A 25,163-nucleotide genomic window follows, 5' to 3' on the forward strand; every position below is an offset into this window, starting at 1 on the left:
ATAAGCTCGTAAATGTCAAGATTTAAATTTTGCCCTGACTTATTTTTAGAAGCCATTGAACTGAACCGGTTTGCTGAGTTTATGGACCAGCAGGGATTTCGAAAAAATATCCTGGAAAATTCAATGTCTTTCGGCCTCATCAAAAACGAACGTCTTGATCCGGATTTCGGGAATGCAAAAGTAGAAAGGGACCTGGACACAACCGTTGGCCAGAAAACAATAAAGATCAGGGAAGCCAGGGGCATTGATGCGGATGGTAACTTTATCTACCTGCCTGAAACTAATGGTATACCTGTACCAGCAGATGGTGAATGGTATTGGGTGAAGTTACGCTATTTGCCGGTACATGAAGAACAGGGAGAGGTTAGTCTCGCTATAAATGGTGATCTGGTAGGTGTAGGAACAAAATTTACTACTACGCTGCGCGGTTTGCCTAACTTTCCTTCAAGAATTTCGTTCCCAGGCTCCAGGTATAATAAACAGGAATATGATGTGCTGGAAGTGATCGATGATCAACATGCGAAAGTTGCACATCCGGCTACCACTACTACCGGTATCGCAGAGTTTGTAGTGGAAGAACACCTGAAATACCGCGTGGTTGGTACCTTTACACCAGGTGCTGCCATACCGAATGCTAACAAATTTCCATTCCAATATGATGGCGGTACTTATTCCCTCGAAAGGGAGCTGCAAAATAACGTGATTCCTGGCGTCTACAACGTAGGACGCGAATTTTTTATCGCCCGCGTAAAAGCAGAAGGGGGTAACGTCATTATCCAGGATAAGCGACTGGAATACTGGATGACACAGGCCGGCTACAACGCTGTTGAAATAGACCCTAATGAAAACCCCCTAATTGGCGTGGAGTCTGTTAAGTGGCAACATCCATCAACACCGGCTAATAAAAACCTCATCCAGGTCGCCTGGGGTATGCGGACCCAAAACTGGTCAGTGGATGCTTCCTTTAATATCCTCACCTTGTTAGGTGGTGCCACCGGTGGTATTTATAAATCTACGGAAGACTTTACCAATGGTGATTTTAATGGCTGGCGGGTATACTTTCCAAACGGCAACTATCGCAGGGTCATTTCCTCGGTGAAACAAGGTCTTGCGATCAACCTGCAGCTTGATGTACTGGATATCAACGATGTTTCCGATGATGGTGGTGAAACATTTATTACAGGCGAATACATGCTGGTAGTGCCCGATTGTGATCAGGTAATCATCAAATGTGCACCCGATCCTACTGATAACATGGGAAATGTGGAGGCCGAATATAGTTTCCCGGTGAATACCCTATATGGCATTTGCGAAGTGGATGCCTATAAAGACCCGGTATGTAATTACCTGATCACTTATCGTTATCAGTCGCGCAAAGGCTACACACCTTACAGGCCTCTACCTTCTGATCTTACTCATGGATTTCTTTCGGAAGCATCATTTTCAAATGGTGGTTTACTGAAACCCACGGACAGTCGGGTGTTTCAAACCTATACCTCCAATGAATCCAGAGGTTTCATTCCTGTCAGGTCCGCCGCCTATTCCTATAGTCACTTTGTGGGTAAAATGGATAAGGGAGATGTGAATGGCGTCAATGTCATCGGTGCCTTTACCAATACCCAGATTATGCAGTTACAGGTAGGAAAGGAAAAAGTATACCAGTATGTAACAGGCAATGTTACCCTCAACGATGATCTGTACATCAGCCTGAGTGATGAGGGTGCAGTGGAAGGAAACCGCTTTACAATTCACTTCGATTGTACAGCACTGGGTTTGAGTGGAAAGAATATTTATATCGTCCGCAACTATGCCGGTGGCAACCCCGACGTACTGAAAAAAATCACCACCGCTGATGTATGGCATATGCTCAACCATGACGGTGGTATCGTGTTCAACTGCGTTTATTCCGGTAATGACTGGTGCCTGTCCGCCAACTATGAACTGCAACATCCCTTTCTCATTGCAGCTACTGACGGTGTCATCGCCGACCTCTTTGATGCAAATGGATGGGGTAAGGTAAAAGGTTATTTCGGCTATCACCTTTGCGATGGCCGGGAAGGCACGCCAGATCTGAGAGACCGGTTTATTGTAGGTGCCGGCAATAGCTACCAGCTGGGCAAAACCGGTGGTGCTGCAACGGTTACACTTACCCTTGGCCAAATGCCCAAGCACCGCCATGGTCTGAATGCCTCTGGCAGTAGGGATACTAGTGGTACCGGTACCATGATGCAAAATGGCAGAAGTACCACCCCTCCATGGGATGGTGATGAAAATGGTGGTGTTAGTAATGCCATGGCGAAAGTTGGTAATAACGAGCCACACGAAAACATGCCACCGTATTACGCTCTCTATTATTTTAAAAAGATGTTCTAAAATCGGAAAGAGTCATTTAATCACACAAGATTAAATGACTCCTTTACTAAGAAATATTAATTGTTGTTTTAACCCCGAATTCCTCATCCAAACCCTATATCCAGATTATGGAAACATTAACGCTTAAGTGTGAAAAGACCCGTGAGTTGTCTATCTACGATTTTTTTGTGGTGCTCCAGGTAGAATGGTTACAAGCGGATATCCGACAGAAAATCTATCCAGGTGAAAAAGACAAGAAGTATTGGGGTCGTGTCAAAGAAGGTAAGGAAAACACGATCCTGAAAATTGCAGAAAGAAATAATCTGCCCAACCTCTTCACCGATCCGTATATCAAAACAGATATCTGCAATCGCGTGTTTCAGAAATCCTCCTATCCGCTGTTTACCTACAAAAATGCTGATATGAAGGCGGAACTGGAATACCTGGATCTCCTTTTTTATTACTATAAAGGCACAGAAGTGCAATTCGAGCAGGAAGACGGACACGTGCAAACAGGCATTGTTGCGGCTTATCAGCCATTTGATACCTTCATTACCGTAAATGTAAAGGGAGTGCATACCCGTGTGCCCGTTGCGAAAACACGTAGGGCCGTGCTATAAATTGCTGCGTATTCCCACGTAAATAGCTTTCGCTTAATCATAAGCCAAATCAGGTGGAAAGCAGAAGCTGTCAATCCGCTGAATTCACTGGTGGCTTCACTCACTTCCCCGCTACAAACATCCAGTCACTATGCACACTCCGCCGCGCTGCACCACTGTCCTGCGGTGCATACACCAGCACTCCTTTGCAAACGCCGTCTTTACCAGCTTCGAAGCTGATGCCGGATGCTAAGTCCTCATATACTTGCAGGCTATCTTTATCTTTAACAAAAGTGCCGGTGTTGCGGAGTGTGTACAGGTTTTGGATAGTGGCCATTGGTGTGCCCGGCCCTAAGCCATTGCTGGTGCGGAATGCAGGTGAGGTGACGTACACCGATTTTACATGTGTGATAGCCTCAACCGGACCTCCCATATTTCGCTGACTGAAAATACTGGTCTGATAAATGCCATCAGTATGCCTGGCATACCAGGTGTTGAGATAAGTGCCCATGGCAGCATCAGAAAAGTCAGGTTTCCCGATTATCTTTATCAATGAGTCAGCATTAGCCTGTATAACAGTGATGCCTATGCGCTTTCCTGGCATGATCAGTGTAGTGGGATCCGGAACGGGGATGGTTTCTACCGCAGCAGGGTGTAGGGTGTCGGCCTGCCTGTCCGACTGCTGAGAAGGTTGATTACAGGCAGAAGCTATGCCTGCCATGATCAGTATCCAATACCTTTTCATAAAAAAATGTTTATATCTCTTAAAGTTCATAAACTTTTTTAACAAAAGTTCATTTATATAAGTGTACTTCACAAATCGATCCAATATGCAAAAGCAACAGTTACATACGGACGTGTTATTGATTGGCGCAGGTATTATGAGTGCTACACTGGGTACTTTACTGAAACAGCTCGCCCCGGACTGGTCTGTACACATCTACGAGCGGCTCGACAGGGTGGCTGCCGAAAGTTCTGATGCCTGGAACAACGCCGGCACCGGACATTCCGCCCTATGTGAACTGAACTACACACCGGAGCGGGAGGATGGAAGTATCGAAACAGAGAAAGCCCTGCATATCATCGAGCAATTTGAAGTGACCAAGCAATTCTGGGCATCATTGGCAGATGCCGGCAGTATAAAAGACCCCGCGTCGTTTATCCGCAGCGTGCCGCATATGAGCTTCGTACATGGCGAAAAAGATGTGGACTACCTGCGTAAACGCTTCGAAGCACTGCAGCAATACCAGTTGTACCAGGGAATGGAATATTCCGAAGACCCGCAGCAGCTGAAAGCGTGGATACCTCTGGTGATGGAAGGTCGCAGCCTCGCAGAAAAAGCTGCCGCTACTTACATGGAGTTAGGTACAGATGTGAATTACGGCACGCTCACCCGTACACTTATTCATCAATTGGAAAAGCAACCGGGCGTAAAATTGCATCTCGAACATGAAATAAAAGACCTGAAACAACTCACCGATGGCCGCTGGGAGCTGAGGATAAAGAATCGCCGCGGAAAGGCCACCCACACCGTTACTGCCGATTTTGTATTCGTTGGCGCCGGTGGCGGTGCCCTCGAGCTGCTGCAGGACAGTGCCATTCCTGAGTCCCGCCTATACGGCGGTTTCCCTGTTGGCGGTGAATGGCTCGTTTGCCGGAATCCGGAAGTAGTAAACCGCCATCACGCAAAAGTCTACGGCCAGGCCTCCGTTGGTGCACCTCCCATGAGTGTGCCCCACCTGGATACCCGTATTATCGATGGTGAAAAAGCAATCCTTTTTGGTCCTTTTGCCACCTTTTCCACCAAATTCCTCAAAGAGGGCTCCTTCTGGGACCTGTTTGAATCCATTAAATACTGGAATATCCTGCCGCTGATGAAAGTGGGCCTGGAAAATTTTGACCTGGAAAAATACCTGCTGCAGCAACTCACGCTATCGTTCGAAGATCGCATAGATGCACTGAAAGTATTTTATCCGGAAGCAAAGGCGGAAGACTGGACCCTGCAGGAAGCAGGGCAGCGGGTGCAGGTGATCTATAACAACCCCAAAGGGGGAGGAGAACTGCGCTTCGGCACGGAAACCGTTACCAGTAAAGATGGTACGATTGCAGCCCTGCTCGGCGCTTCCCCTGGCGCCTCCACCGCCGTGCCCATCATGCTGGAACTACTCGAAGCCTGCTTTCCCGATAAAGTAACGGACGAATGGAGGGATACCTTGCAACAACTCATCCCTACCTACGGCATGCCATTGGAAGGCAATCCCGCACTCATCAATAAAACCAGGAACTGGACCAGTAAAAGTCTTAAATTAGACTGGCGCCAGCCTGAAATCAAAAACAAATAGATGAAGTTATTACGATGGGGTAATCCCGGTGAAGAAAAGCCAGGAATACTATTGCACAACAAACGATACGACGTATCCGCTCTCGGTGAAGACTATACGAATGATTTTTTAGGCAACGGTGGCCTGGATCGACTGGCCCGGTTTCTGGAACAGGAAGGAGCCAAGCTGCCAGCAGTTCCGGACCTGGCCCGCACAGGTATTCCACTGGCCAATCCCGGCAAAATAGTTTGCGTAGGCCTCAACTACAAAGATCATATTCGTGAAACCGGATTTGTGGGGGAATCAGAGCCGATTCTGTTTCTCAAAGCTATGAGTGCGCTCAATGGTCCTTATGATGGGGTGACTATCCCCAAAAACAGTGTGGAAACAGATTGGGAAACAGAGCTGGGCATCGTGATCGGTAAAACCGGTACCAATATCGAAAAGCCAGCCGCCATGGACTACGTGGCCGGTTATATTCTCCATAATGATATCAGCGAACGCGCTTACATGAAAAAACGCGGAGGTACGTGGGACAAAGGCAAAGGTTGTAATACGTTTGCTCCCCTGGGTCCTTATTTTGTTACGAAAGATGAAATCCCTGATCCGGGAAACCTGAAGGTTTGGCTGAAGTTAAACGGGGAATACATGCAAAAAGGAACCACGGCAGATCTGATATGGAAAGTGCCGGAACTTACCGCCTATACCAGCGAATTCTTCGGACTTTTCCCCGGCGATATTATTTCCACCGGCTCGCCTGCAGGCAGCGGTATCGGGCAGATGCCACCACGGTTTCTGCGCCCTGGTGATATCATCGAATATGGGATCGACGGACTAGGTACAGGTAAACAACTGCTGCGCTCCTACGGAGGGTAAAACCATGAGGAAGGGGCCTTGGCCCCTTCCTCATAGGTGATGATTACCCGCCGAAAGCAAGCAATCATAACCCCTACCTAAAAATTGAAAGCATTAATCCAGGTGCCCTAATATCTCCCGGATATTAGACAATTTAATATAATTGGGATGCTGAGGCTCCTCATCATGCTGTTCATGCGCCCAGGTGATATGATAAGGGATATGCGAAGCATAACCATCCAGCTCGAGCACCGGCAGTACGTCGGATTTCATACTGTTTCCCAGCATCAGAAACGAAGAAGGTGTGCAACTCAGCCTCTTCAACATGCTGGAATAATCCGCCGCTTTTTTGTCGCTCATCACTTCCACATGATGGAAGTAATTCTGTAACCCCGAAGTTCTTACTTTGCGCTGCTGGTCCAGCAAATCCCCTTTGGTGGCTACTACCAGCTGATATTTTCCCTGGAGGTGCTGCAACACTTCTTCTACACCATCCAGTAATTCCACTGGTTTTTGGAGCTGATCCTGTCCGAGCGCAATGATTTTATTAATGATAGTGGCATCGGCTTTTCCGCCGGTGATCAGGTTGGCGGCTTCAATCATGCTCAACATAAATCCTTTCACACCGTATCCATATAGTTTCAGATTCTTCATTTCCGTCTGAAACATAATTTGCAGAATTTCATCCTGTGACATATAGCCAGCCATCATTTCGGCAAACTTTAATTCGTTTTCACGGAAGTATGGTTCGTTCACCCATAGCGTGTCGTCGGCATCGAAGGCTATGATCTTTAACTTATCTTTCATGTTTTCTGATTCGTCTGCCCCAAAGGTAAATCAATCGGGCGACTTCCTACAGCAGCCAGCTATTATTGGGTTTTGCCATTTGATCTATCTGTGTTTTCATATCCAAAACTGTTGTTTAAAAAGACAGGCTAATTATTGTGCTATTCGTGGCACAGTGTTAGAATAAAAAAGTTATATGAAAGCGATAGACGAAACCATTGTTAACCGGATACGGGACAGGCTGGTAGCCGCTGATCAAACGCTGGCCGTAGCAGAAAGCGTGACTGCCGGCATGTTACAGGTAGCTTTTTCTTCGGCATTTAACGCTACCGCATTTTTTCAGGGAGGCATTACTGCTTATAACCTGGGTCAGAAGGCGAGGCATCTGTTGCTGGACCCAATACATGGCGAACGGTGCAACTGTGTGTCGGCATACACAGCTACCACCATGGCGGAAAATTGTTGTACCCTGTTTTCATCAGATTGGGGAATTGGCATTACCGGGTATGCCTCGCCTATGCCGGAAGCAGGGGTTACACAATTGTATGCTTTCTATTCCATTGCCAAAAATAAAAAGGAAATAACCGCAGGGAAAATACCGGCTGCATCAGAGGAGCCACTGGCAGTACGTTATTTTTTCTGTAACGAAATACTTACTCATTTCCAGGCAACTTTGCAGTCAGGAAGTATTGTTTCATTATAAAAACTGCTGGTATGATTAACAGAGATGGATACACTATCAGTTTATGGCAGCAACATATATCTGCGTTCCCGCTGGGCAGCACACTCCAGGCGCATGTGTACGATGTAATAATAGTTGGAGGTGGTATCACAGGCGTTACCACCGCTTTCCTGCTGCAGGAAGCCGGGTTTAAATGCCTCCTTCTCGAAGCCGCTAACCTGGGCTATGGCACCACCGGCGGTACCACGGCACATCTCAATACATTGCTGGATGTTTCCTACGAAACCATCGGGAAGAATTTCGGGGAGCAGGTAGCCCGGGCCGTTGCCGTTGCCAGTGCCAATGTCATTGGTTTTATTGAAAAGATGGCGCAGGAATATGCCATCGACTGCGGCTTTAAGACAGCCGATGCCTACCAGTATGCCCAGAATAAAGAGCAGGATGATGCCTTGGCCAGTCAGGCTACTGCCGCTACCAACGCAGGGCTGGATGTAGGTCGCGTAGCTACATTACCACTGCCTTTACGCTGTACCTCTGCCATTCAGGTGAAAGGACAGGCCATGTTTTCACCACTGCCATACCTCTACGAGCTGGCAAAGGAATTCGAAAACATCGGTGGTGTGATCCTGGAAAATACAAGAGTTACTAACATTGAACATAAAGGGAAAGTGGAAGTAACCGCTGGTGAACACACCTTCGCCGGCCGAAAGCTGGTGCTGGCCACACATATTCCCCCAGGTATCAACCTGCTACACCTGCGTTGTATATCTTACAGGAGCTATGCTGTGGCGGCGCGACTCGCACAAAACGATTACCCGCAGGACCTGTATTACGACATGGAAGAGCCGTTTCATTACATCCGTAGCCAGGAAGTAGATGGTGAGCAGTACCTGATCGTAGGCGGTGAAGATCATAAAACCGGGCACCATGAAAATACGAACCTCTGCTTCCGGCAGCTAGAAGCCTGGGTGAATAAGCATTTCAACGTTTTAGAGGTCACACATCGCTGGTCATCCCAGTTCTACGAACCGGTGGACGGGTTGCCGTATATAGGTCAGTTACCTGGGGAAGAAGAGGATGTGTACGTGGCCACCGGCTTTAGTGGTAATGGTATGATTTACGGCACTATCGCGGCTTTGCTCCTGCGAGATATGCTCCTCGGCGTGCTCAATGAGCTGGAAATGATCTTCGACCCAAACCGCCTGAAGCCAATAGCAGGATTCAGCAATTTCATTTCCCACAATGCAGATGTAGCCATGCAGTATGTAAATAAACTATTACCTGCCGCCTCACTCCACCTGCTAGCGGATCTTGCGCCTGGAGAAGGGCGGGTGATCAAATACGAGTCCGGGAAAATGGCCGTTTATAAAGATGAAGGAGGAGAACTTCACTCCGTAAGCCCGGTATGTACACACCTGAAATGTGATGTAAGCTGGAACAGCGGCGAAAAGTCCTGGGATTGCCCATGCCATGGCGCCCGTTACAATCCGGATGGCCAGGTGCTCAACTGCCCGGCCACCATGGCCCTGGAGCCTTTGCATGTGGCTGCTACCGTGAAGTGAACTATTATGCCCTTAATTGTTTTATAAGAGTAAACGCCTACGTATGAGTTTAGCGAAGTACAGGCAAAAACGAACATTTAATACCACACCAGAACCTACCGGCGGTAAAAGTAAGGGGAAGGTCCTGCAGTTCGTGGTGCAAAAGCACGCGGCATCGCACCTGCACTACGACTTCCGCCTGGAAATGGAAGGAGTCCTCAAAAGCTGGGCGGTGCCTAAAGGCCCGTCCATGGACCCGGAGGTGAAGCGCCTCGCCATGATGGTGGAGGATCATCCATTTGACTATAAAGATTTTGAAGGCATAATTCCGAAAGGGAACTACGGAGCCGGGACCGTCATCGTTTGGGACGAAGGGGAATACCTGCCGGCGGAAGAGGATAAAAAGTCGAAAAAATCCCCGGAAAAGCAACTCCTGCATCAGTTATTCAGCGGAAAAATTAAGTTTATACTAAAAGGTAAAAAACTGAAAGGGGAGTTCGCACTCGTAAAAGCCTCCGGCCGCGGTGAAAATGCCTGGCTGCTCATGAAACTTAACGATAAGTATGCTACCACAACTGATGTTACTAAGAAAAACAAATCGGTAATATCTTCCAAAACAATAGAACAGGTAGCTGCCGCACCGGAAAGGGAATGGAAAAGCAACCGTTCAGTAAAGGTGACGGCAACGAATACACGGAAATCAACAGTAGCTGCACCTGCAAAGGCGGTCCGCAAAAAGGCCGCTGCAACTGCGGAAGCAGCTTTGGTAAAGTCTCCCGGGAAAAAAACTACTACGCTTGTAAAGGAAGCGGCATTAAAATCTCCCGGAAAAAAAACTACAGCACCCGTTACAACCGTCGGCAAAAAAGCACCCATGCCCAAAGAGGTACAGCCCATGCTGGCCACACTTACCAAAGGCCCGTTCGACAAACCCGACTGGATATACGAAATCAAATGGGATGGCTACCGTGCAGTAGGATATTTGAATAAATCGAAGGTGGATATCCTGTCGCGTAACCAGATCAGCTTCAACGCCAAATTCACCACCATCGTGGAGGCATTGAAGAAGTGGAACACAAAAGCGGTTGTTGACGGAGAAATTGTAGCACTCAACGATAAAGGCGACCCAGATTTCCAGGCGCTGCAAAACTTCCTGAAAACTGGCAGAAGCGCGCATATAGTGTACTATATTTTCGACCTGCTATGGTATGATGGGCGCGACCTGCGTCAGCTGCCGCTGCTGGAACGCAAACAGCTGCTGGAAAGAATTTTGCCGCAGGACAATCCGGTATTATTGTACAGTAATCATATAACAGGAGAAGGAACTGCCTTCTTTAAAGCCGCTGTAGCAAGAGGATTGGAGGGGATTATGGCTAAAGCGGCCGACAGCCCTTATTCCACCGGCCGCCGGGCGGAAAGCTGGCTGAAGATTAAAAATAACCAGCAGATGGAAGCTATCATCTGCGGCTATACGGAGGGACGTAAAAGCCGGAAATACTTTGGCGCCGTGGTTTTGGGACGATATGTCGGTAAAAAACTCCACTACATCGGACATACAGGTGGTGGATTCAACGAACAATTGCTGAAGGAGCTGTATGCAAAGTTTCAACCGCTGAAAACTGATAAAAGTCCTTTTAATCCGGTACCTAAAACCAATATGCCGGTGACCTGGCTCAAGCCGGAACTTGTGTGTATGGTGAAGTACGCGGAAGTAACGCAGGAAGGTATCCTGCGGCAGCCTATATTTCTCGGACTGAGAGAGGATAAGAAAGGGGCCAATGAAAAAAATGAAAAAGTTGTAGCAACACCCGTATCTGAAAAAACAACAAAGATGGCAACTACTACAAAAGCACCCAAAAAAGCGGCCGCTAAAAAAGCCGCGCCCAAAAAAGCGGCCACCGCTCCTAAAAAAAGCGCTGCTGCAAAGAAAGCTACTACATCTCCCCGAAATAAAAAAAAGGATAGCGGTACCGGATTTTTACCGGCTGATGAGAATGAAGTAGAAGTGAAAATGAATGGGCATTTGCTGAAATTTACCAACCTCGATAAATATTACTGGCCGCTGGAAAAGATTACCAAACGGGATATGATTAATTATTATGCAGCTGTGGCGGACTATATCTTTCCGTATTTAAAAGACCGGCCACAGTCGCTCAACCGTTTCCCGGAGGGTATCAATGGCTTTAACTTTTACCAGAAAAATGTAGAAGATAAGGTAGCTGACTGGATTTCGACTTTCCCGTATACCAGTGAATCCGATGGCGAAACAAAGGCTTTTCTGGTGTGTAAAGACAAGGCCACTTTGCTGTACATGGCCAACCTGGGCTGTATTGAACTGAATCCCTGGCACAGTACTATTAAGAAGCCTGATAACCCGGATTATTGCCTGATTGATTTGGACCCGGATAAAAATCCGTTTAGCCAGGTGGTAGAAACGGCGTTGGTGGTAAAGGAGGTGCTGGATGCGATTGGGGCTGATTCTTATGTGAAAACGTCGGGATCAACGGGCATACATATCCTGATTCCGCTGGGCGCGAAATATACTTTTGATCAGTCGCGCATGCTGGCCGAGTTGGTGGTGGGCATTGTGAATAAACGATTGCCCGAAACTACCAGCGTTGTTCGTACGCCGGCAAAGCGCAAGGGGCTTATTTACCTGGATTTTTTGCAGAACCGTCAGATACAAACTATGGCCTGTGCCTATTCACTGCGCCCGAAGCCCGGCGCTACTGTATCTGCGCCACTTAGCTGGAGTGAGGTGAAGAAGGGGCTGAATATGAAGGATTTCAATATCTATTCCATGCCGGAGCGGTTGGCGAAAAAGGGAGATCTGCTGAAAGGTGTACTGGGTAAGGGAATAAATTTGAATCAGGTGCTGAATAAATTACAATCGTTGTTATAAAGTCCGCAGGGTATACAAGTGGTTCAGCACAAAGGTGGCCCTGGCAGTGGGTACATCATGCGGCACTTCAATCAGCGTGTAGCCGTTGGCGCTATATGTTTCCACCATCTGCTGGTAGGTGGCTACAGCCGTTTCGAAATCCTGTTTTCTTTCTTTGTCCTGCTGATAAATTTCCTTCCAGGGAGGCAGAATAAATACATCCGGATTGTAGCGGTATTCGGCTACAGCACTTTCGAACAGCGGAATTTCAGGCCCATTAATCAACTGTACATATCCTAGTACATCAGGTATGCCTCTGTCGAAAAAGCAGGTATTGGTACTGGTGAGAAACTCATGATAATCCCCGATGGATTTTTCCAGCATAAGCCGGGAATAGGCGGTTGTATCTGCCCATGGCAGGGCGTTTCCTTTTTGTTTCTGCTGTTGCTGGATAATGGTACGTCCGGCTTCAGGTACGATGTCGTACCCGCGCTGTGCCAGCGCATCGAGCAAGGTGCTTTTGCCAGCGCCGGGACCGCCGGTGAGCACGAAAAAGTTTTCTTTACTATACATGCATACAATTTACAGCATTTCCTGCATGCGGGGAGGCGCAAATTTTAAGCGGCAACGGGATAGTTCCCGGTGCCGCTTTTTTTTATCGTGTCAGATGTATGCCTTCGTTTCCGTCGAACCGGGCTATTAATCCCCAGCCATAGAAATTGCTTGCCAGGGCAATCATGATTTCGTTGCTGCCGGCTTTTAGTGGTAATACTACCGAGCCATTATCAAGACTGATACGGCCATTTGGCTCTTTTGCAATGGGGCGGCCGTAAGTATTCTTATCTACATAAGTGAGTTGCTGGTTTACAAACACCCAGATGTCGTCGCTGAAGCCGAGCCGCAGTGTTTTAAGGCAGGCTGCATCTGCGGTGACGGTGGTTTTGAGCCAGGTGATTTTGCGGGTGTGGTTAAGTCCTGTTTTGCGGGTGAGGTTGATCAACCCTTTTCTTTCGGCGGTGATGGGCTCCCATTGGGCGGTGCTGTCGGGGTACCAGGATTGATCAAAGTCGGTGCTACCGGTAAGTTTATGCGTTTTCAACGTTTCCCATTTCCTTAAATAGCGGGCATCATTTTGAGTAATGTCTATACCAGGTTCATCAGGGAGATGTTCAGTTTCACCTGGCAGTATGGTTAAGTTACGGATTGTTGCCTGTCCTTCGAAGCTGATACCGCCGTGTGTGGTGTTACCTTCCAGGTGTGGTACAATCAGGGTGGGGGTGTGCATATCGTTAATGTATACACGCATTTGTTTTTGGGAGATCAGCAGTTTCACATGGTTCCACTGATCCCTGTTGTAGGTGGCAGCATTTTGGTATTCCGGGAGCAGGTCCCAGAGGTTTACGCCATGAAGGAAGGGGGCGTATTGGATAGCCTGGTAGGCGTCAGGGTTACCGGCGAAACCGTTACGGAGATAGAAGCATTCCCTGTTGTCAATGGATTGCTCCCGGAAATAGCAGGAGGCAAAGTCGGGGTCAGTAGGCAGGATATCGAAGGCAATGGTGCCGTTGTGGAAGTCTACCCCCTTCAGTGTGGCCCTTGCCGCACTGTTGAGTAATCGCAGCGCCGGTGTACCTTGCTCGTTGGTAAATGTTACCTGCCCGGGTTGGAATTCCCAGTTGCCGGCGGACATTCCTGCTTTGATGGTTTGTGCATTCGCGAAGTTGGCAATCAGTAGTAATGCCGTTATTAGGAAGTTGCTCCTTTTCATGTCATTCAGCTTTTAAAATTGTGAACTACATCAAAACTGAATATTACTTACCTTAACGGAGTAACATATACGAAACAAGTTTGTGCAAAACCGTACAAGTGTATATATTATTAATTTACAATGAGTAACGTAGATAATTCATATTATATAAACAGTTGTCTGCTGGCTGTTTGCAGTACCTTGGGCCGTGGTGATTTTATCACCTGGACCAATTACGACTATGAAAAGCTGAGTGTGGACATAGAGGAAAAAACGGGAGTGTTGCTGAGCGTAACCACTTTGAAGCGGGTATTTGGCAGGGTGAAATATAACAGTGCGCCGGCGATCACTACGTTGAATGCCCTGGCACAGTATATCGGTTTTGCGGACTGGCAGGGATTTCGTTTGTCGCAGGCAGCACCAGCGGCTGAAGTTCCCGTACCTGCGCCAGTCAGGCATTTGCAATGGCGCTGGTGGGCTTTGGGATTGCTGGCGGTTTTACTGGTAACGATCGCCTGGATTGGGAGGCCGGGTGGCGGCAGGGCTGGCAGCAGGGATAGCAGTGCCTACCAGTTTAGCAGCACAAAAGTTTTAACGGCCGGGGTGCCCAATTCAGTGGTGTTTAATTATGACGCCAATGCTGCCGGTGATGATTCCGTGTTCATAGCGCAGTCCTGGGATGTTAGTCGCCGTAAGGCGGTGGACAAGCGTACCAGCGCTTATTCCAGCATCTACTATTACCCTGGATTCTTCAGGGCAAGGTTATTAATAGGTAATGATGAGGTGCGTTATCATGACCTGATCATCAATTCCGATGGCTGGCTGGCAGTACAGGCGCAGGAGGAGGTGCCGGTATATTTTAAGAAGGCCGAGTATGAAAAGGATAGTCAGATTATCGTTAGCAAGGGATTGTTAGAAAAGTATAAGATTTCATTGCAGCCGCAGTTGCCGGCAGTGCGTATGTATAATGTACAGCGGATGCCTGGGCTACGGGGTGATAACTTCACATTCGAAACCAGCTTACGGAGCGACTTTAACGAAGGAAGCGGCGCTTGTCAGCGTATAGACGTACTCGTTTTATGTGAAAACGATGTGATTATTGTGCCGTTGAGTGCGAAGGGGTGCATTGGCGATTTATCGCTGGTGGCAGGAGGTGCGTCAGTAAGCAGTATCGTAGGAGACTTATCTGGTTTTGGTTGTGATCCCCGCCAGTGGGTGGACTTAAAAATAACTTCCGGCGGTGGTGTCTTTAGTTTTTATGTCAACGGACGCCTGGCCTATACGCTGAAGGCGCAAAACATGCCATCGGCGATAGTGGGCGTGCAGTATAGGTTTGCAGGCCCTGCGGCGCTGCGGAAGGCGGTGTTTACTACGGGGGAGAGGCAGTTTAAATTATTGTAAGGCTATTTTTTCGGAGTTTCTGATGACCAGCACCTGGTTAAATTACTGAAAGGCTATTTTTTCGGCCCAGTTAAGTGCGGGTGGAAGTTCCATACTGGCTAATTCGATATGGATTACGCGCCGTTGCTGCTCGTTGGTGGTTCTGCCGGAGCTGTGTAATAGCAGTGGTTTCATGAGCATCACGCCGCCGGCAGGCACTTCGCAGCTGGTTTCAGTAGTATTGGCCCAGTCGATATTTTCAGGGCGGAAGATTTCTTTTTTATGTGAGCGGGGAATTACGCGCAGTGCACCATTTTCTGTAGTGGTAACGTCGAGGTGTATACGTAGGGTGACGATATTTTGGAGGTAGGCCAGTGGCGGCTGCACGGCAAACTGGTTGGTTTTTACGGTCCAGGGACCGAATCCGGGAATGTCTTGCTTGCTATCCACCGAGATGGTAAGATCCTGATGGTAGCTGACATACCAGTTGGAGCCGGCGGGCTTATCGAAGAAAATACTTTTAACAATAAAATACTCCCGCCCCATGATGGTGGTGATCAGCTCACGCATATTATCATTCAAAAGCAACGGCAATACTGCTGGGATCTCATGAAGGAAACGGCGTATGGCAAAGAGGTCCGTGGACCGGCGGAAGGTGGGCCTGGAGGTGTCGGCCTGGTGTATGGCTCTGAGGATGCTGCTGATGGTAGGTTGGTCGTAAACGCCGTTGATAATGTCAAATCCGTTGGCTTCAAGGGTTTGATTATGTTGGTTCATACTGTGAAAATAATAATGTTTACTGTAACAGATTTGAGAATCGTTGTACCGCTGAAATTGTTACTTAGTAAGCCTCCTGGCTGCTCCGATAACTGCATTCCGCGCGTACGCCTGATTATACGTCAAAAATATATTTTAAAAAAATGCCTTAAAATTTTTTAAAATCAAATGGTTTTATACTTTTGTGGTCCACTGGAGAGTTGGCAGAGCGGTCGATTGCGGCAGTCTTGAAAACTGTTGACTGTAACAGGTCCCGGGGTTCGAATCCCTGACTCTCCGCAAGAAGGGACAAATCATCGTCAGTATGATTTGTCCCTTCTTCGTTTTCGGGCGAATTGCCCGACAGGCGGGCGATGCGCCCGAATATTTCATTTACTTTTCCGGTTCGAAGTGCCTCATTTTTGCGTGGCAGTGATATTTGAATTTTCCCCATATCTGAGTTGCGTTTTCCACTCATGTAGTGTGAAACATTCATTGCAAATATTATGCGTACTTCAAAGTTACTGGATAGCTTATTATTTTTCGGTGAGTTTTCCTAGTTAGAAAAAACATTAAATTAGAAACATGATACTGTACTCAAAACAAGGCAACTTGTTACAAATTATTAAAGAACATCCTTTTAGATTGGAAAAGGAAATTCAGGTACTATTTGAAGACAACCTTGCTAGCATCATGGGTTTGCAATTGGTGAAAAGCGAATGCACTATAAGAAATAAACGTATAGATACTTTGGCCTTTGATCCAGATACAAACGCTTTTGTAATTATTGAGTATAAAAGAGATAAAAGCCATAGTGTAGTGGATCAAGGGGTCTCATATCTGAATTTGATGCTGGAATACAAAGCTGATTTTATTATTGAATATAACGAGAACCTGAAACGAAGCCTAAAGCGCGATGATGTGGAATGGAGCCAAACCAGGGTTCTATTTGTATCTACTTCTTTTACAGATAACCAAAAACAGGCAACAAATTTCAAAGACCTTGCTATTGAATTATGGGAGATCAAACGATACGAAAATGGTGCTGTAATTATTGATAGCATTAAAAAATCAGCAGCAGCACCAAGTATCAGGCAAATTGCCACACAAAGTGAAATTTTACAACAGGTTACCAAAGAGATCAAAGTATATACCGAAGAGGATCACACAAGTAATAAATCTGATGAAGTAAAGGAATTATATGAAGCCTTTAAACACGCTATCCTTAATTTATCAGATAATATTGAACTAGTGCCCAAAAAAACCTACATAGCTTTTAAGATCAAAAGCAATATCGTAGATATTGAGCTGCAAGCAAACTCTCTTAAACTATGGATCAATTTCAGGAAGGGACTATTAAATGATTCGCTTAATATCATGCGCGATGTATCTACCTTAAAAGGTCATAACGGCAATGGCGACTATGAAATAACCATAAGAGATACTACACATTTAGAATATATTATGAGCCTGATAAAACAAGCTATCAAATAAAATGTGACAAGAATTGAAAAAGTGAAGAATAGATGTTCTATCCTATTTCCGTCGATATACGTTCCCGTTCATTTTTAGGGAAAGGTCATATTGTTAACTTTGACAAAGTCCTCTCTTGTTTACAATAATCGGAACGCATTAAATAAAATTTACAAACAATTGTATTTAAATAAAATCAGCAACAAATCGGTCCGAAACTTATTTCAGCACCTTCCAAATTATACTGAAGCCTTCGATTCATTGGATTTGGCGGCTTTTTTATTGTATTAAGTCCTGCTATACTTGTCACTTTATACAAGAGTTATTATCTTGAGATGCATGTTTGCCCTACATTATCAAGATCAAAATGGATGAAAATATACTTAGAGATCTATTGGCTGCTAACCTCTCAGTGATTGATCCAACATTACAGTTAATCAGAATGGAATATCCCCTGCCTAATAGCATGGGTTCAAAAGGCTTTGTGGATATCCTTGCTAAAGATATTTACAACAATTATGTAATTATTGAGATCAAACGAAGTAAAACCAGCTCAAGGGAAACGCTTCAGCAGATTTATAAATATATCGGTCTGATCAAACAAAACTATCATGCCCGCGATAGCCAAATGCGTGCTATCATAGTTTCAACTGACTGGGAAGAATTATTTGTTCCGTTCATGGAGTTTACTCGCCGTAATACATTTTCGTTAATTGGTTACAACGTATTTTTAAATGAAAACAACCGAACAATAAGGTTAGAAAAAGTTAATACTAATCAACAGCCTGAAAATAGAAGGCAATTGTGCAAGAGATATCTTATTGCATTCTTCACAACTCAAGAAAAAAGGGATGCCTATATAGATACATTAGCGGATAAGTCCATACATCTTGGCATCGAGGACTTTTTAATTGTTTCGATGCACGCGACCAGCATGCACAATAAATTCCATGAATTCGCCATTTGCTTTACCTTTAACAAACTGACAAAGGACGACTATCAGCGCATACTTGCTTATAAAAAAATAGCGCATGCGGAAGAAAATGAATTTGATGATACTGAAGACTATATCGATGATTCGGAGCAAACATTACTGTGTGAACTGCCTGGTTCACCGCACTGCGATTTCAAGGAAGTAGTTGGTCCCAATTCACTGGAAGTAATGCTGTTGGCTGAAAACTGGGAGTTTAGCAAAATAGCCCGGTATGGATTTTTTAAAACGGACCCACGCATGACTGACGACATATTGCTGATTATGGAGCTTAAAGGCCTGGATGGCAACAGTCCTGGAAGATATATTAATTACGGTTCATCCATTCAACCTGACCGGATGCTGGAAGTTATCCAAAATTGTGTAAAACCTTTCGAAACAAGGGAGGAATGGGCACAAGGATTAATACAAGTATTGAAATGGATACAAGCAATATCAACCTCTTATGAATTTCTATTGAATGTTTTCTGCCCACCATCAGTGTTCAAAAACATTTGGCATAGTATAAAAAATCAATCTAATCTCGTTTATCTCCCTTCTTTCAGGATCTTTGTCTTTTTAGAAAATGATACGCAACTTATTTTTGATGGGCGATTAATGTGGACTTGTAAACCTGCTAGCTATGCCGGATTTGTTGAGTTTACTGGAGATAATAAGCGGACTTCTGCCAACAAAGCAATAGATATGCTATTATCGGGAAATTACGATAATCAGGTACTATCTCTTCTTAATCTTGAGTGGGTCACTGGCATGAAAATCATGAACGACCAAACTGTAATGAGTGAACATCTGATCTATTTTGATTCTAATAATAATATTAGAAAAAATAATACCCCATATTTAAATTTTGATAAGTGGACAGCACATCACACACAAATCGCCCGATATATCACTTATCTATTTGATAGTCACATATCGAATATTTGAATCCAATTAGGAGTTCTCATTTGGTAAATTATCTGCTTTATAGCGAACTTCCCAAGAAGTTTCTCTACTTGTTGATCGATTAATTTTGCTCCTTCAATACAAGTTGATGCCCCTATATGTTCAATTGTAGCGACACGCTTTAATGAAGTGAGATGTTCTGGGGCCAGTTCCCGTAAGGCGAGCTATGCACCTTTAAATTCGTCAATTTCTGAACAAGGATAGCACCTCGGCTATAATATTTATGGCTGCAGTCTTTGTCATATATACCCATATAATTACCCGATTGCACGCAATTTAATCTTGCATTAACCTTATCAACTTAAAAATGGCAACCCCTTCGTAAATATTTCAGTGTTTTCCTCTTAATAAGTTCAATTCTAAGCCCCTCATTAAAAATATTCTCAATATATATTTAACCTCGTGAACTGGTAAATTTTCTCCAAATCAGAGTCAAACGGGTTCAAAACTTATCCCGTCCGCAAAATCTCGAAGAAACCCGCGCTAGTCGTGGGTTTTTCTTTTATGGTCGATTAGTTAGCTACAACAAACGAATGGGAAAGGTTACAGATTAGGAAGATACAAATTCTACATCCCCTCTTAGCGAAGGATCAATAGCCAAAATGTTGGTTCAGTTCAAAATATCCGGTTCTGATCGGAATTTTGAAAATATCGGTAGAATACATTCCATTCCAGACACCAAGTAATTCATGCCTTTCTTCATCCTTGCTATCTATTATTCTCTGTAACTCCTTAACTAATTCCTTCTTTCCAGAAGCATTATAAAACTCAGTTTGAGTTCGACTGCTCCAATCAATAACAAAGTACCAAACTGCTTTATCTTTACTGTGAAACGGAAAATCTCCTGTGTAATTTCTAAATGGCATAAATACTATATTTTTCTTTTAAGTTATACAGTTACCTTCCAGGATTCAAACCGCCTTGTAACTGTTTTTGGGCAAATGATAATGGTCATATAATTCTTTCCTCCAACTGTCCCTTCCATAAAACAAATCCTTTTTTTGGATCGGAATAATCATGGAATATTCTACTAAAATCGGGATGGTCTTTCTTTAGATATTCCTGTTTGCCAGTATTCCTGATCTCTTGCAGTATTCCCTCTATCATCCCAATTGCCTGACGTAATGCTTCTTTTGTTTTGCTAACGTGCCAAATGTAAGTTGCCTCATGACTATCCAATGTTTCCCACACAAGATGATACTTTTCATTCCCCATAATTAAAAAAATAAACGAAAGCGGCTGTAAAATAAAACGGATCTTTAGGATAGATGCCTCGTGCTGTGTAGAAAGGTACTTTAATTGTAAATAGTGTTTGCTTTTTTTAACATTGAGAATATCGTTCAGCAAATCCTTATCAGATTTGAAAAAACTGGTTACGGGCTTATTATTAATGGCCATTAGCTCTTCCATTGTGGCCATAAACTTATTATTACTTAGTGCGCCGTGAGTTGTCAGAATCCCCTTTCTGACAAATTCAAATCTCACACTTTCTACTATATTGCTATTTATCTTATCAATATCATCAGATGTGGCTGCCGTGGATGTAAAACCGGATTTATCAAATTTTATCCATACGGTTATTGCAAATGTTTTCTTTTTAAGTACTTTGATAAAATAATCTTTTAATACCTCAAATTCAGGTCTTATGTCATTGTTCTCAATCTCAAAATCTAAAGATTTATTAAGCTCTTCTATAAAATAGGAAAAGGACACAAAGCCATTACCAAACTTTATTTTATTAAAAGGAAGCTTTAATAGTTTTGAAATAGATTTACCCATATCTTCTTTATCAGGAAACTCCATTTTCTTACTGTGGCCCTGTACCATAGTAGGCTTCAATTGTACGGACCTCAATAGATGGTCAGAACTAATTGACCGGAATTTAATCTTTTCAATTCCCAATAGATCCAAACTGAGCTGCATTTCAGTTAATGGATTTTGTTCAGCCTGATAATTTAATATTTCAGCAAATATTACTTCATCCACCTCATTATAATTCAATATCCTTATTCTCCAGGCAACATCTTTCTTAAATTGTTTAATTTCAAATGGGAGGTCTAAAATGGAAATTGGTAATGCATTATTTTTTTGATCCAGATAAACTTTATCTCCATCAAATAAAAGGAGCAATTCATCGTGTTGTTGCAATTGCCCTGCCTTTTGTAATTTGCGATAGTACTTATTTCTCTGTTTAAATAGCTTCTCCAGGTATTCAATTTTAATATCCCGGTAATCATATATAATGGGAGAAGTGCTGCTACGCTGAACACGTCCTATGTATTGAATTAGTTTACCTTCAAATGCAAAAGGAAATGCAAGAAAGAGACAGTCCAGATTATCTATATCTATTCCTTCTCCTATGAATTGTCCGGTAGCAATCAGTATTTGAAACTCCCCTGAAGTAATCTGCTTCATCTTTGATTTTCGCAATTGCTCACTATCATCGCCAGATAAGGCTATTATCTCAAATTGTTGTTTAAGAAATTGACAAAGTGTATCAATATGGCTTTTCCTTTCTGTAAGAATCAATCCTCTTCTTCCTGCTCTAACTTCCTTTTTAATATCATTGACTATAAGATTATTCCTTGTTGAATCATGGATGAGAATCTGGGATAGAGATTCAAACTTATCTGTTTTATAATCAAATGGGACATACAATTCTGTGTCCCGGATCTTTATTGAGAGATTATTGTGTATCCCTTTTTCATAGCTATTCGATTTTATTTCATGTATAACATCTCCGATGAAAGAGAATATTAATTGTTCATCTCTATTCTTTCTAAATGGTGTGGCCGTCAGCCCATATAGATAAAATGAATTGAATCTTTTAATTGTATCCCGAAACGTTTTAGCTGGAATGTGATGACATTCATCAATTATGATCGTTCCATAAGCTTGAAAAATTGGGTCATTCTCACTTATTACCTCCAAACTTTGCATCATTGCAACAGTTATTAGTAAGCCTTCTTTCTTTTCCCCGCTCACAATTTTACCAATCAAATGCCTTGGAATTCCCATAAACACTTGTATTCTTTCCATCCATTGATCAAACAATTGTTTGCGATGCACTATAATCAGAGCAGGTTGCTTTTTGTTTGCGATAATGGATAGCGCAATCACTGTTTTTCCAGTTCCCGGTGGGGCCACGATTATGCCAAAATCCTTTTTTGCAGTTATTTCAACCGCTGCTTCCTGATAATCGTACAATATTATTTTTGAAGAGATCTTTACATCGGCATATTTTCTTCTATTATCCTTTAGTTCATAGGGAATACTTTCTTGTATACAATAGCGTAGTAATTGGCCGATGAATCCTCTGGGAATAATAATGCTATCTCCCCTCTCTTCTAAAATTTTAAAATAAGCCTCCGTTCCATAAATGGGTTTTCCCATTTTCTTTTTGATCAGGTAATCAGTATTGATAAAATTGAGGTTATCTCTCAAAAATCTAATTAATTGGGTAGACAATTGAGATCGGCTCAGAGAAATAATATTACTTAAACCTATATCAAGATGATCCCTTTCGGATACAATATTTACAGAAGAATCTGATTGCTGTATAGTATTATTAAAAAGTTGATTATAAATTATCTCCAGGCTTTCAGTAGCTATTTTTGAGATAGTACCCAGAAACTCCCATTGATTTTCAAACGGTACTAAATTCACAGGGTCTATAAAGCAGGAGTTGCCTTTTTCAACAGCTTGCTGTTGAAGAGGTAATGCAATTAAGTTTCCTAAACCCATGCCACTATGATAATCCTGATTTGGAAATATTCTGTCAAAGCTGGGCTTCTTGTCAAATATAGAAATAACACCCGCCAGCTCAAGCAGATATTTAACAATTTTTCTGCTTTTGTAAGCTGCATAAGGGTTAGTAAAAAATATCCAAACATGCCCGCCATTTCCTGATCTGGATCGTTCTAATGAAGCCGGTATCTTGTGTTGTTTACATTGTGTCAGGAATTTCCGGCATTCATCATCCCATCCCTGCTCATCAAAATCAACTGCTACAAACCAAGAAGTATTATTATCTAGTAAAGGATATATACCAGTTACCTGCTCTCCCGCTAAATGTTTAACAAACTCTTTTGTAGTAAGGGGCAATAATGTTTTGTCCTTAAAATTCGAGAATGTGCCTCCTTTCTTTTTATGCGTCTTATATGCTTCCCAATCCATTTGATAGGAAGGCATATAGCCGCTCCTACCATCCTTTTCCCATCTAACTGCAAAAGCATCCTCCTTTGCTTTAAAAAGGGACTGGAATAGTGCTAATTTTTCTTCCGTTATTTCAAAAGACATTATACACGGCCTGATAAGTTTAGAAATGTTGATAGCTTGTTTATCGCGGATAGGCGGAATTCACTTTACATGGAATACCAGGAACCACGTCCAGCGCCATGTTGTTGTAGATGCTTAGCAGAAACGAGGCTTTCCAGGTGTTTTTTTACAGTATTCCTATTGGCCTTTGTTAAAACAACAATTTCACTGATTGTGACACGGCCTCTTGATTTCGCCAGTTCAAGTATTTCTATAGATAATTCTGGTAGCTGTCCTAAAAGAAGTTTTTCCCGTTCAATTTTAATCTCCAGTCGGGCTTTCTGCTGCTGTAGGGCACGTAGAAAAAATAAAATCCAAGGCATCCAGTCTGGATTTTCGGTCTTTAACGTGCCTTGTGTTCTCCTTAAAGCAAGGTAATACCCTTCTTTACTCTGCTCAATAACAGCTTCCAGAGAGCTATATGGCACGTATGCATACCCCGCCCGTAATAGAAGAACTGTTGTTAGAATACGCGATAACCGGCCATTACCATCCTGAAATGGATGGATAGCAAGAAAAACTACGATAAAAATACATATTATTAAAAGCGGATGAAGTTCTTTCGTTTCAATAGCATTAACAGTCCAGCTAACAAGTTCCTGCATGCGTAATTGCGTATCAAAAGGGCTGGCGGTCTCGAACACAATACCCAGGCTTTTACCATCCTGATCAAAAGCTTCAACGTGATTCGGTGATTTTTTGTAATTCCCCCGATGCCAATTGTCTTTGGAACTATGCTTTAATAATTCCCGGTGAAGTTGCTGAATGTAACCTTCAGTTAACGGGATATATGTGTAATTTTCAAAAATAAGGTTCATTACATCTGCATATCCGGCAACTTCTTCTTCATCGCGAGATGTAAATTGCTTTATAGCTAAGTTCCCAAGGAGTTTTTCTACTTGTTGATCGGTTAATTTCGCTCCTTCAATACGAGTTGATGACCCTATGCTTTCAATTGTAGCAACCCGCTTTAATGAAGTAAGATGCTCTGGTGCTAGTTGCCCTAAGGCGCGCCATGCACCTTTAAATTCGTCAATTTCTGAAATCAGGGAGAGCACCTCGGCGGTGATATTTATGGTTGCAGTCTTTATCATATATACCCGTAAAATTACCCAATTATACCCAATTATTTACGAATCAGCCTTAAATACCCACAAAATTACCCAATTATACCCAATTTTAATTTATGCTAAGTCTAAGTCTCTCAACTTAAAAAAGGGTAACATTCAGAAAACATCTCATGTGTTTTCCTCTTTACAAGTTCAACTCAAACTTATGTATTGGAAATGTTTTCAGTAAATAGCTGGTCTCATAAACTGGTGGATTTTATCCAAATCCGGGGCAAAAAGGTTCGAACATTGTCCCCTCCACCCCGCAAAATGAAATGAGATCATCTACTTGATGATCTCATTTTTTGTGTGCGCCAGGCATGGCGATCTGCTATAGGGTGCAAGTCCCGAACCCACTTTGTAGTAGGAAGGGTTAGCCAATAGCAAGGGTGTCGCGGGCGACTGCGAATCTGAAGGAAGCTGGCGGC

At 43.8% G+C, this 25,163-nt stretch carries 18 protein-coding genes and 1 tRNA gene; 11 read left to right on the top strand and 8 right to left on the bottom strand.

The window, feature by feature from the left end:
- Positions 1–12 precede the first annotated feature (12 nt).
- Entirely contained in the window at positions 13–2,373 is a 2,361-nt protein-coding gene (locus KW844_RS27005; protein ID WP_218379889.1) for a hypothetical protein, read from the top strand.
- A 107-nt stretch (positions 2,374–2,480) separates the two neighbouring features.
- Positions 2,481–2,972 (top strand): hypothetical protein, encoded by a 492-nt coding sequence (locus tag KW844_RS27010; RefSeq protein WP_218379890.1) that lies wholly within the window; start codon positions 2,481–2,483, stop codon positions 2,970–2,972.
- 100 nt (positions 2,973–3,072) lie between these two features.
- Here KW844_RS27010 and KW844_RS27015 read toward each other — a convergent pair whose 3' ends face one another.
- A complete protein-coding gene (locus tag KW844_RS27015) occupies positions 3,073–3,696 on the bottom strand; it encodes a hypothetical protein (RefSeq protein WP_218379891.1) in 624 nt (207 codons plus the stop codon).
- Between the two features lie 85 nt (positions 3,697–3,781).
- On the opposite strand from KW844_RS27015, the gene mqo reads away from it, so the two are divergent.
- On the top strand, positions 3,782–5,293 hold the full coding sequence (mqo, locus tag KW844_RS27020; protein WP_218379892.1) for a malate dehydrogenase (quinone): 1,512 nt from the start codon (positions 3,782–3,784) through the stop codon (positions 5,291–5,293).
- Positions 5,294–6,148: a fumarylacetoacetate hydrolase family protein gene (locus KW844_RS27025; RefSeq protein WP_218379893.1), complete on the top strand. Its 855-nt coding sequence runs from the start codon at positions 5,294–5,296 to the stop codon at positions 6,146–6,148.
- 93 nt (positions 6,149–6,241) lie between these two features.
- Here the strand turns inward: KW844_RS27025 and KW844_RS27030 are convergent, their stop codons facing one another.
- Positions 6,242–6,934, bottom strand: a complete 693-nt coding sequence (locus KW844_RS27030; protein WP_218379894.1) for an HAD family hydrolase — start codon at positions 6,932–6,934, stop codon at positions 6,242–6,244.
- A 175-nt stretch (positions 6,935–7,109) separates the two neighbouring features.
- Here KW844_RS27030 and KW844_RS27035 point away from each other — a divergent pair, with 175 nt between their 5' ends.
- The 3 genes from KW844_RS27035 to ligD are packed head-to-tail and all read left to right on the top strand — an operon-like array spanning position 7,110 to position 12,038.
- Positions 7,110–7,616, top strand: coding sequence for a CinA family protein (locus tag KW844_RS27035; RefSeq protein ID WP_218379895.1), 507 nt, complete (start codon positions 7,110–7,112; stop codon positions 7,614–7,616).
- An 11-nt stretch (positions 7,617–7,627) separates the two neighbouring features.
- Complete coding sequence (locus tag KW844_RS27040; RefSeq protein ID WP_218379896.1) at positions 7,628–9,157, top strand: FAD-dependent oxidoreductase; 1,530 nt, start codon at positions 7,628–7,630, stop codon at positions 9,155–9,157.
- A gap of 43 nt (positions 9,158–9,200) precedes the next feature.
- Entirely contained in the window at positions 9,201–12,038 is a 2,838-nt protein-coding gene (gene ligD, locus KW844_RS27045) for a DNA ligase D (protein ID WP_218379897.1), read from the top strand.
- Here ligD and KW844_RS27050 read toward each other — a convergent pair.
- Entirely contained in the window at positions 12,033–12,590 is a 558-nt protein-coding gene (locus KW844_RS27050) for an AAA family ATPase (protein WP_218379898.1), read from the bottom strand. The genes ligD and KW844_RS27050 overlap by 6 nt on opposite strands.
- A gap of 82 nt (positions 12,591–12,672) precedes the next feature.
- Complete coding sequence (locus KW844_RS27055) at positions 12,673–13,785, bottom strand: hypothetical protein (protein WP_218379899.1); 1,113 nt, start codon at positions 13,783–13,785, stop codon at positions 12,673–12,675.
- Between the two features lie 120 nt (positions 13,786–13,905).
- Between KW844_RS27055 and KW844_RS27060 the strand changes: the two genes are divergently transcribed.
- Complete coding sequence (locus tag KW844_RS27060) at positions 13,906–15,165, top strand: hypothetical protein (protein ID WP_218379900.1); 1,260 nt, start codon at positions 13,906–13,908, stop codon at positions 15,163–15,165.
- A gap of 42 nt (positions 15,166–15,207) precedes the next feature.
- Here the strand turns inward: KW844_RS27060 and KW844_RS27065 are convergent, their stop codons facing one another.
- Positions 15,208–15,921, bottom strand: a complete 714-nt coding sequence (locus KW844_RS27065; protein ID WP_218379901.1) for a phytanoyl-CoA dioxygenase family protein — start codon at positions 15,919–15,921, stop codon at positions 15,208–15,210.
- Between the two features lie 194 nt (positions 15,922–16,115).
- Here KW844_RS27065 and KW844_RS27070 point away from each other — a divergent pair.
- From KW844_RS27070 to KW844_RS27080, 3 genes are all read left to right on the top strand, one after another.
- A tRNA-Ser gene (locus KW844_RS27070) sits at positions 16,116–16,200 on the top strand.
- A gap of 285 nt (positions 16,201–16,485) precedes the next feature.
- Positions 16,486–17,394, top strand: a complete 909-nt coding sequence (locus KW844_RS27075) for a DUF5655 domain-containing protein (RefSeq protein ID WP_218379902.1) — start codon at positions 16,486–16,488, stop codon at positions 17,392–17,394.
- A 346-nt stretch (positions 17,395–17,740) separates the two neighbouring features.
- Positions 17,741–19,291: an endonuclease NucS domain-containing protein gene (locus KW844_RS27080; protein ID WP_218379903.1), complete on the top strand. Its 1,551-nt coding sequence runs from the start codon at positions 17,741–17,743 to the stop codon at positions 19,289–19,291.
- Between the two features lie 608 nt (positions 19,292–19,899).
- Here KW844_RS27080 and KW844_RS27085 read toward each other — a convergent pair.
- From KW844_RS27085 to KW844_RS27095, 3 genes are all read right to left on the bottom strand, one after another.
- Positions 19,900–20,175, bottom strand: coding sequence for a hypothetical protein (locus KW844_RS27085; protein WP_218379904.1), 276 nt, complete (start codon positions 20,173–20,175; stop codon positions 19,900–19,902).
- Between the two features lie 85 nt (positions 20,176–20,260).
- A complete protein-coding gene (locus KW844_RS27090) occupies positions 20,261–23,608 on the bottom strand; it encodes a DEAD/DEAH box helicase (RefSeq protein WP_218379905.1) in 3,348 nt (1,115 codons plus the stop codon).
- A gap of 65 nt (positions 23,609–23,673) precedes the next feature.
- Positions 23,674–24,720, bottom strand: a complete 1,047-nt coding sequence (locus tag KW844_RS27095; protein WP_218379906.1) for a Fic family protein — start codon at positions 24,718–24,720, stop codon at positions 23,674–23,676.
- Positions 24,721–25,163 lie beyond the last annotated feature (443 nt).

The sequence above is a fragment of the Chitinophaga sp. sic0106 genome, assembly GCF_019219075.1.
In the GTDB taxonomy this organism is placed as follows: domain Bacteria; phylum Bacteroidota; class Bacteroidia; order Chitinophagales; family Chitinophagaceae; genus Chitinophaga.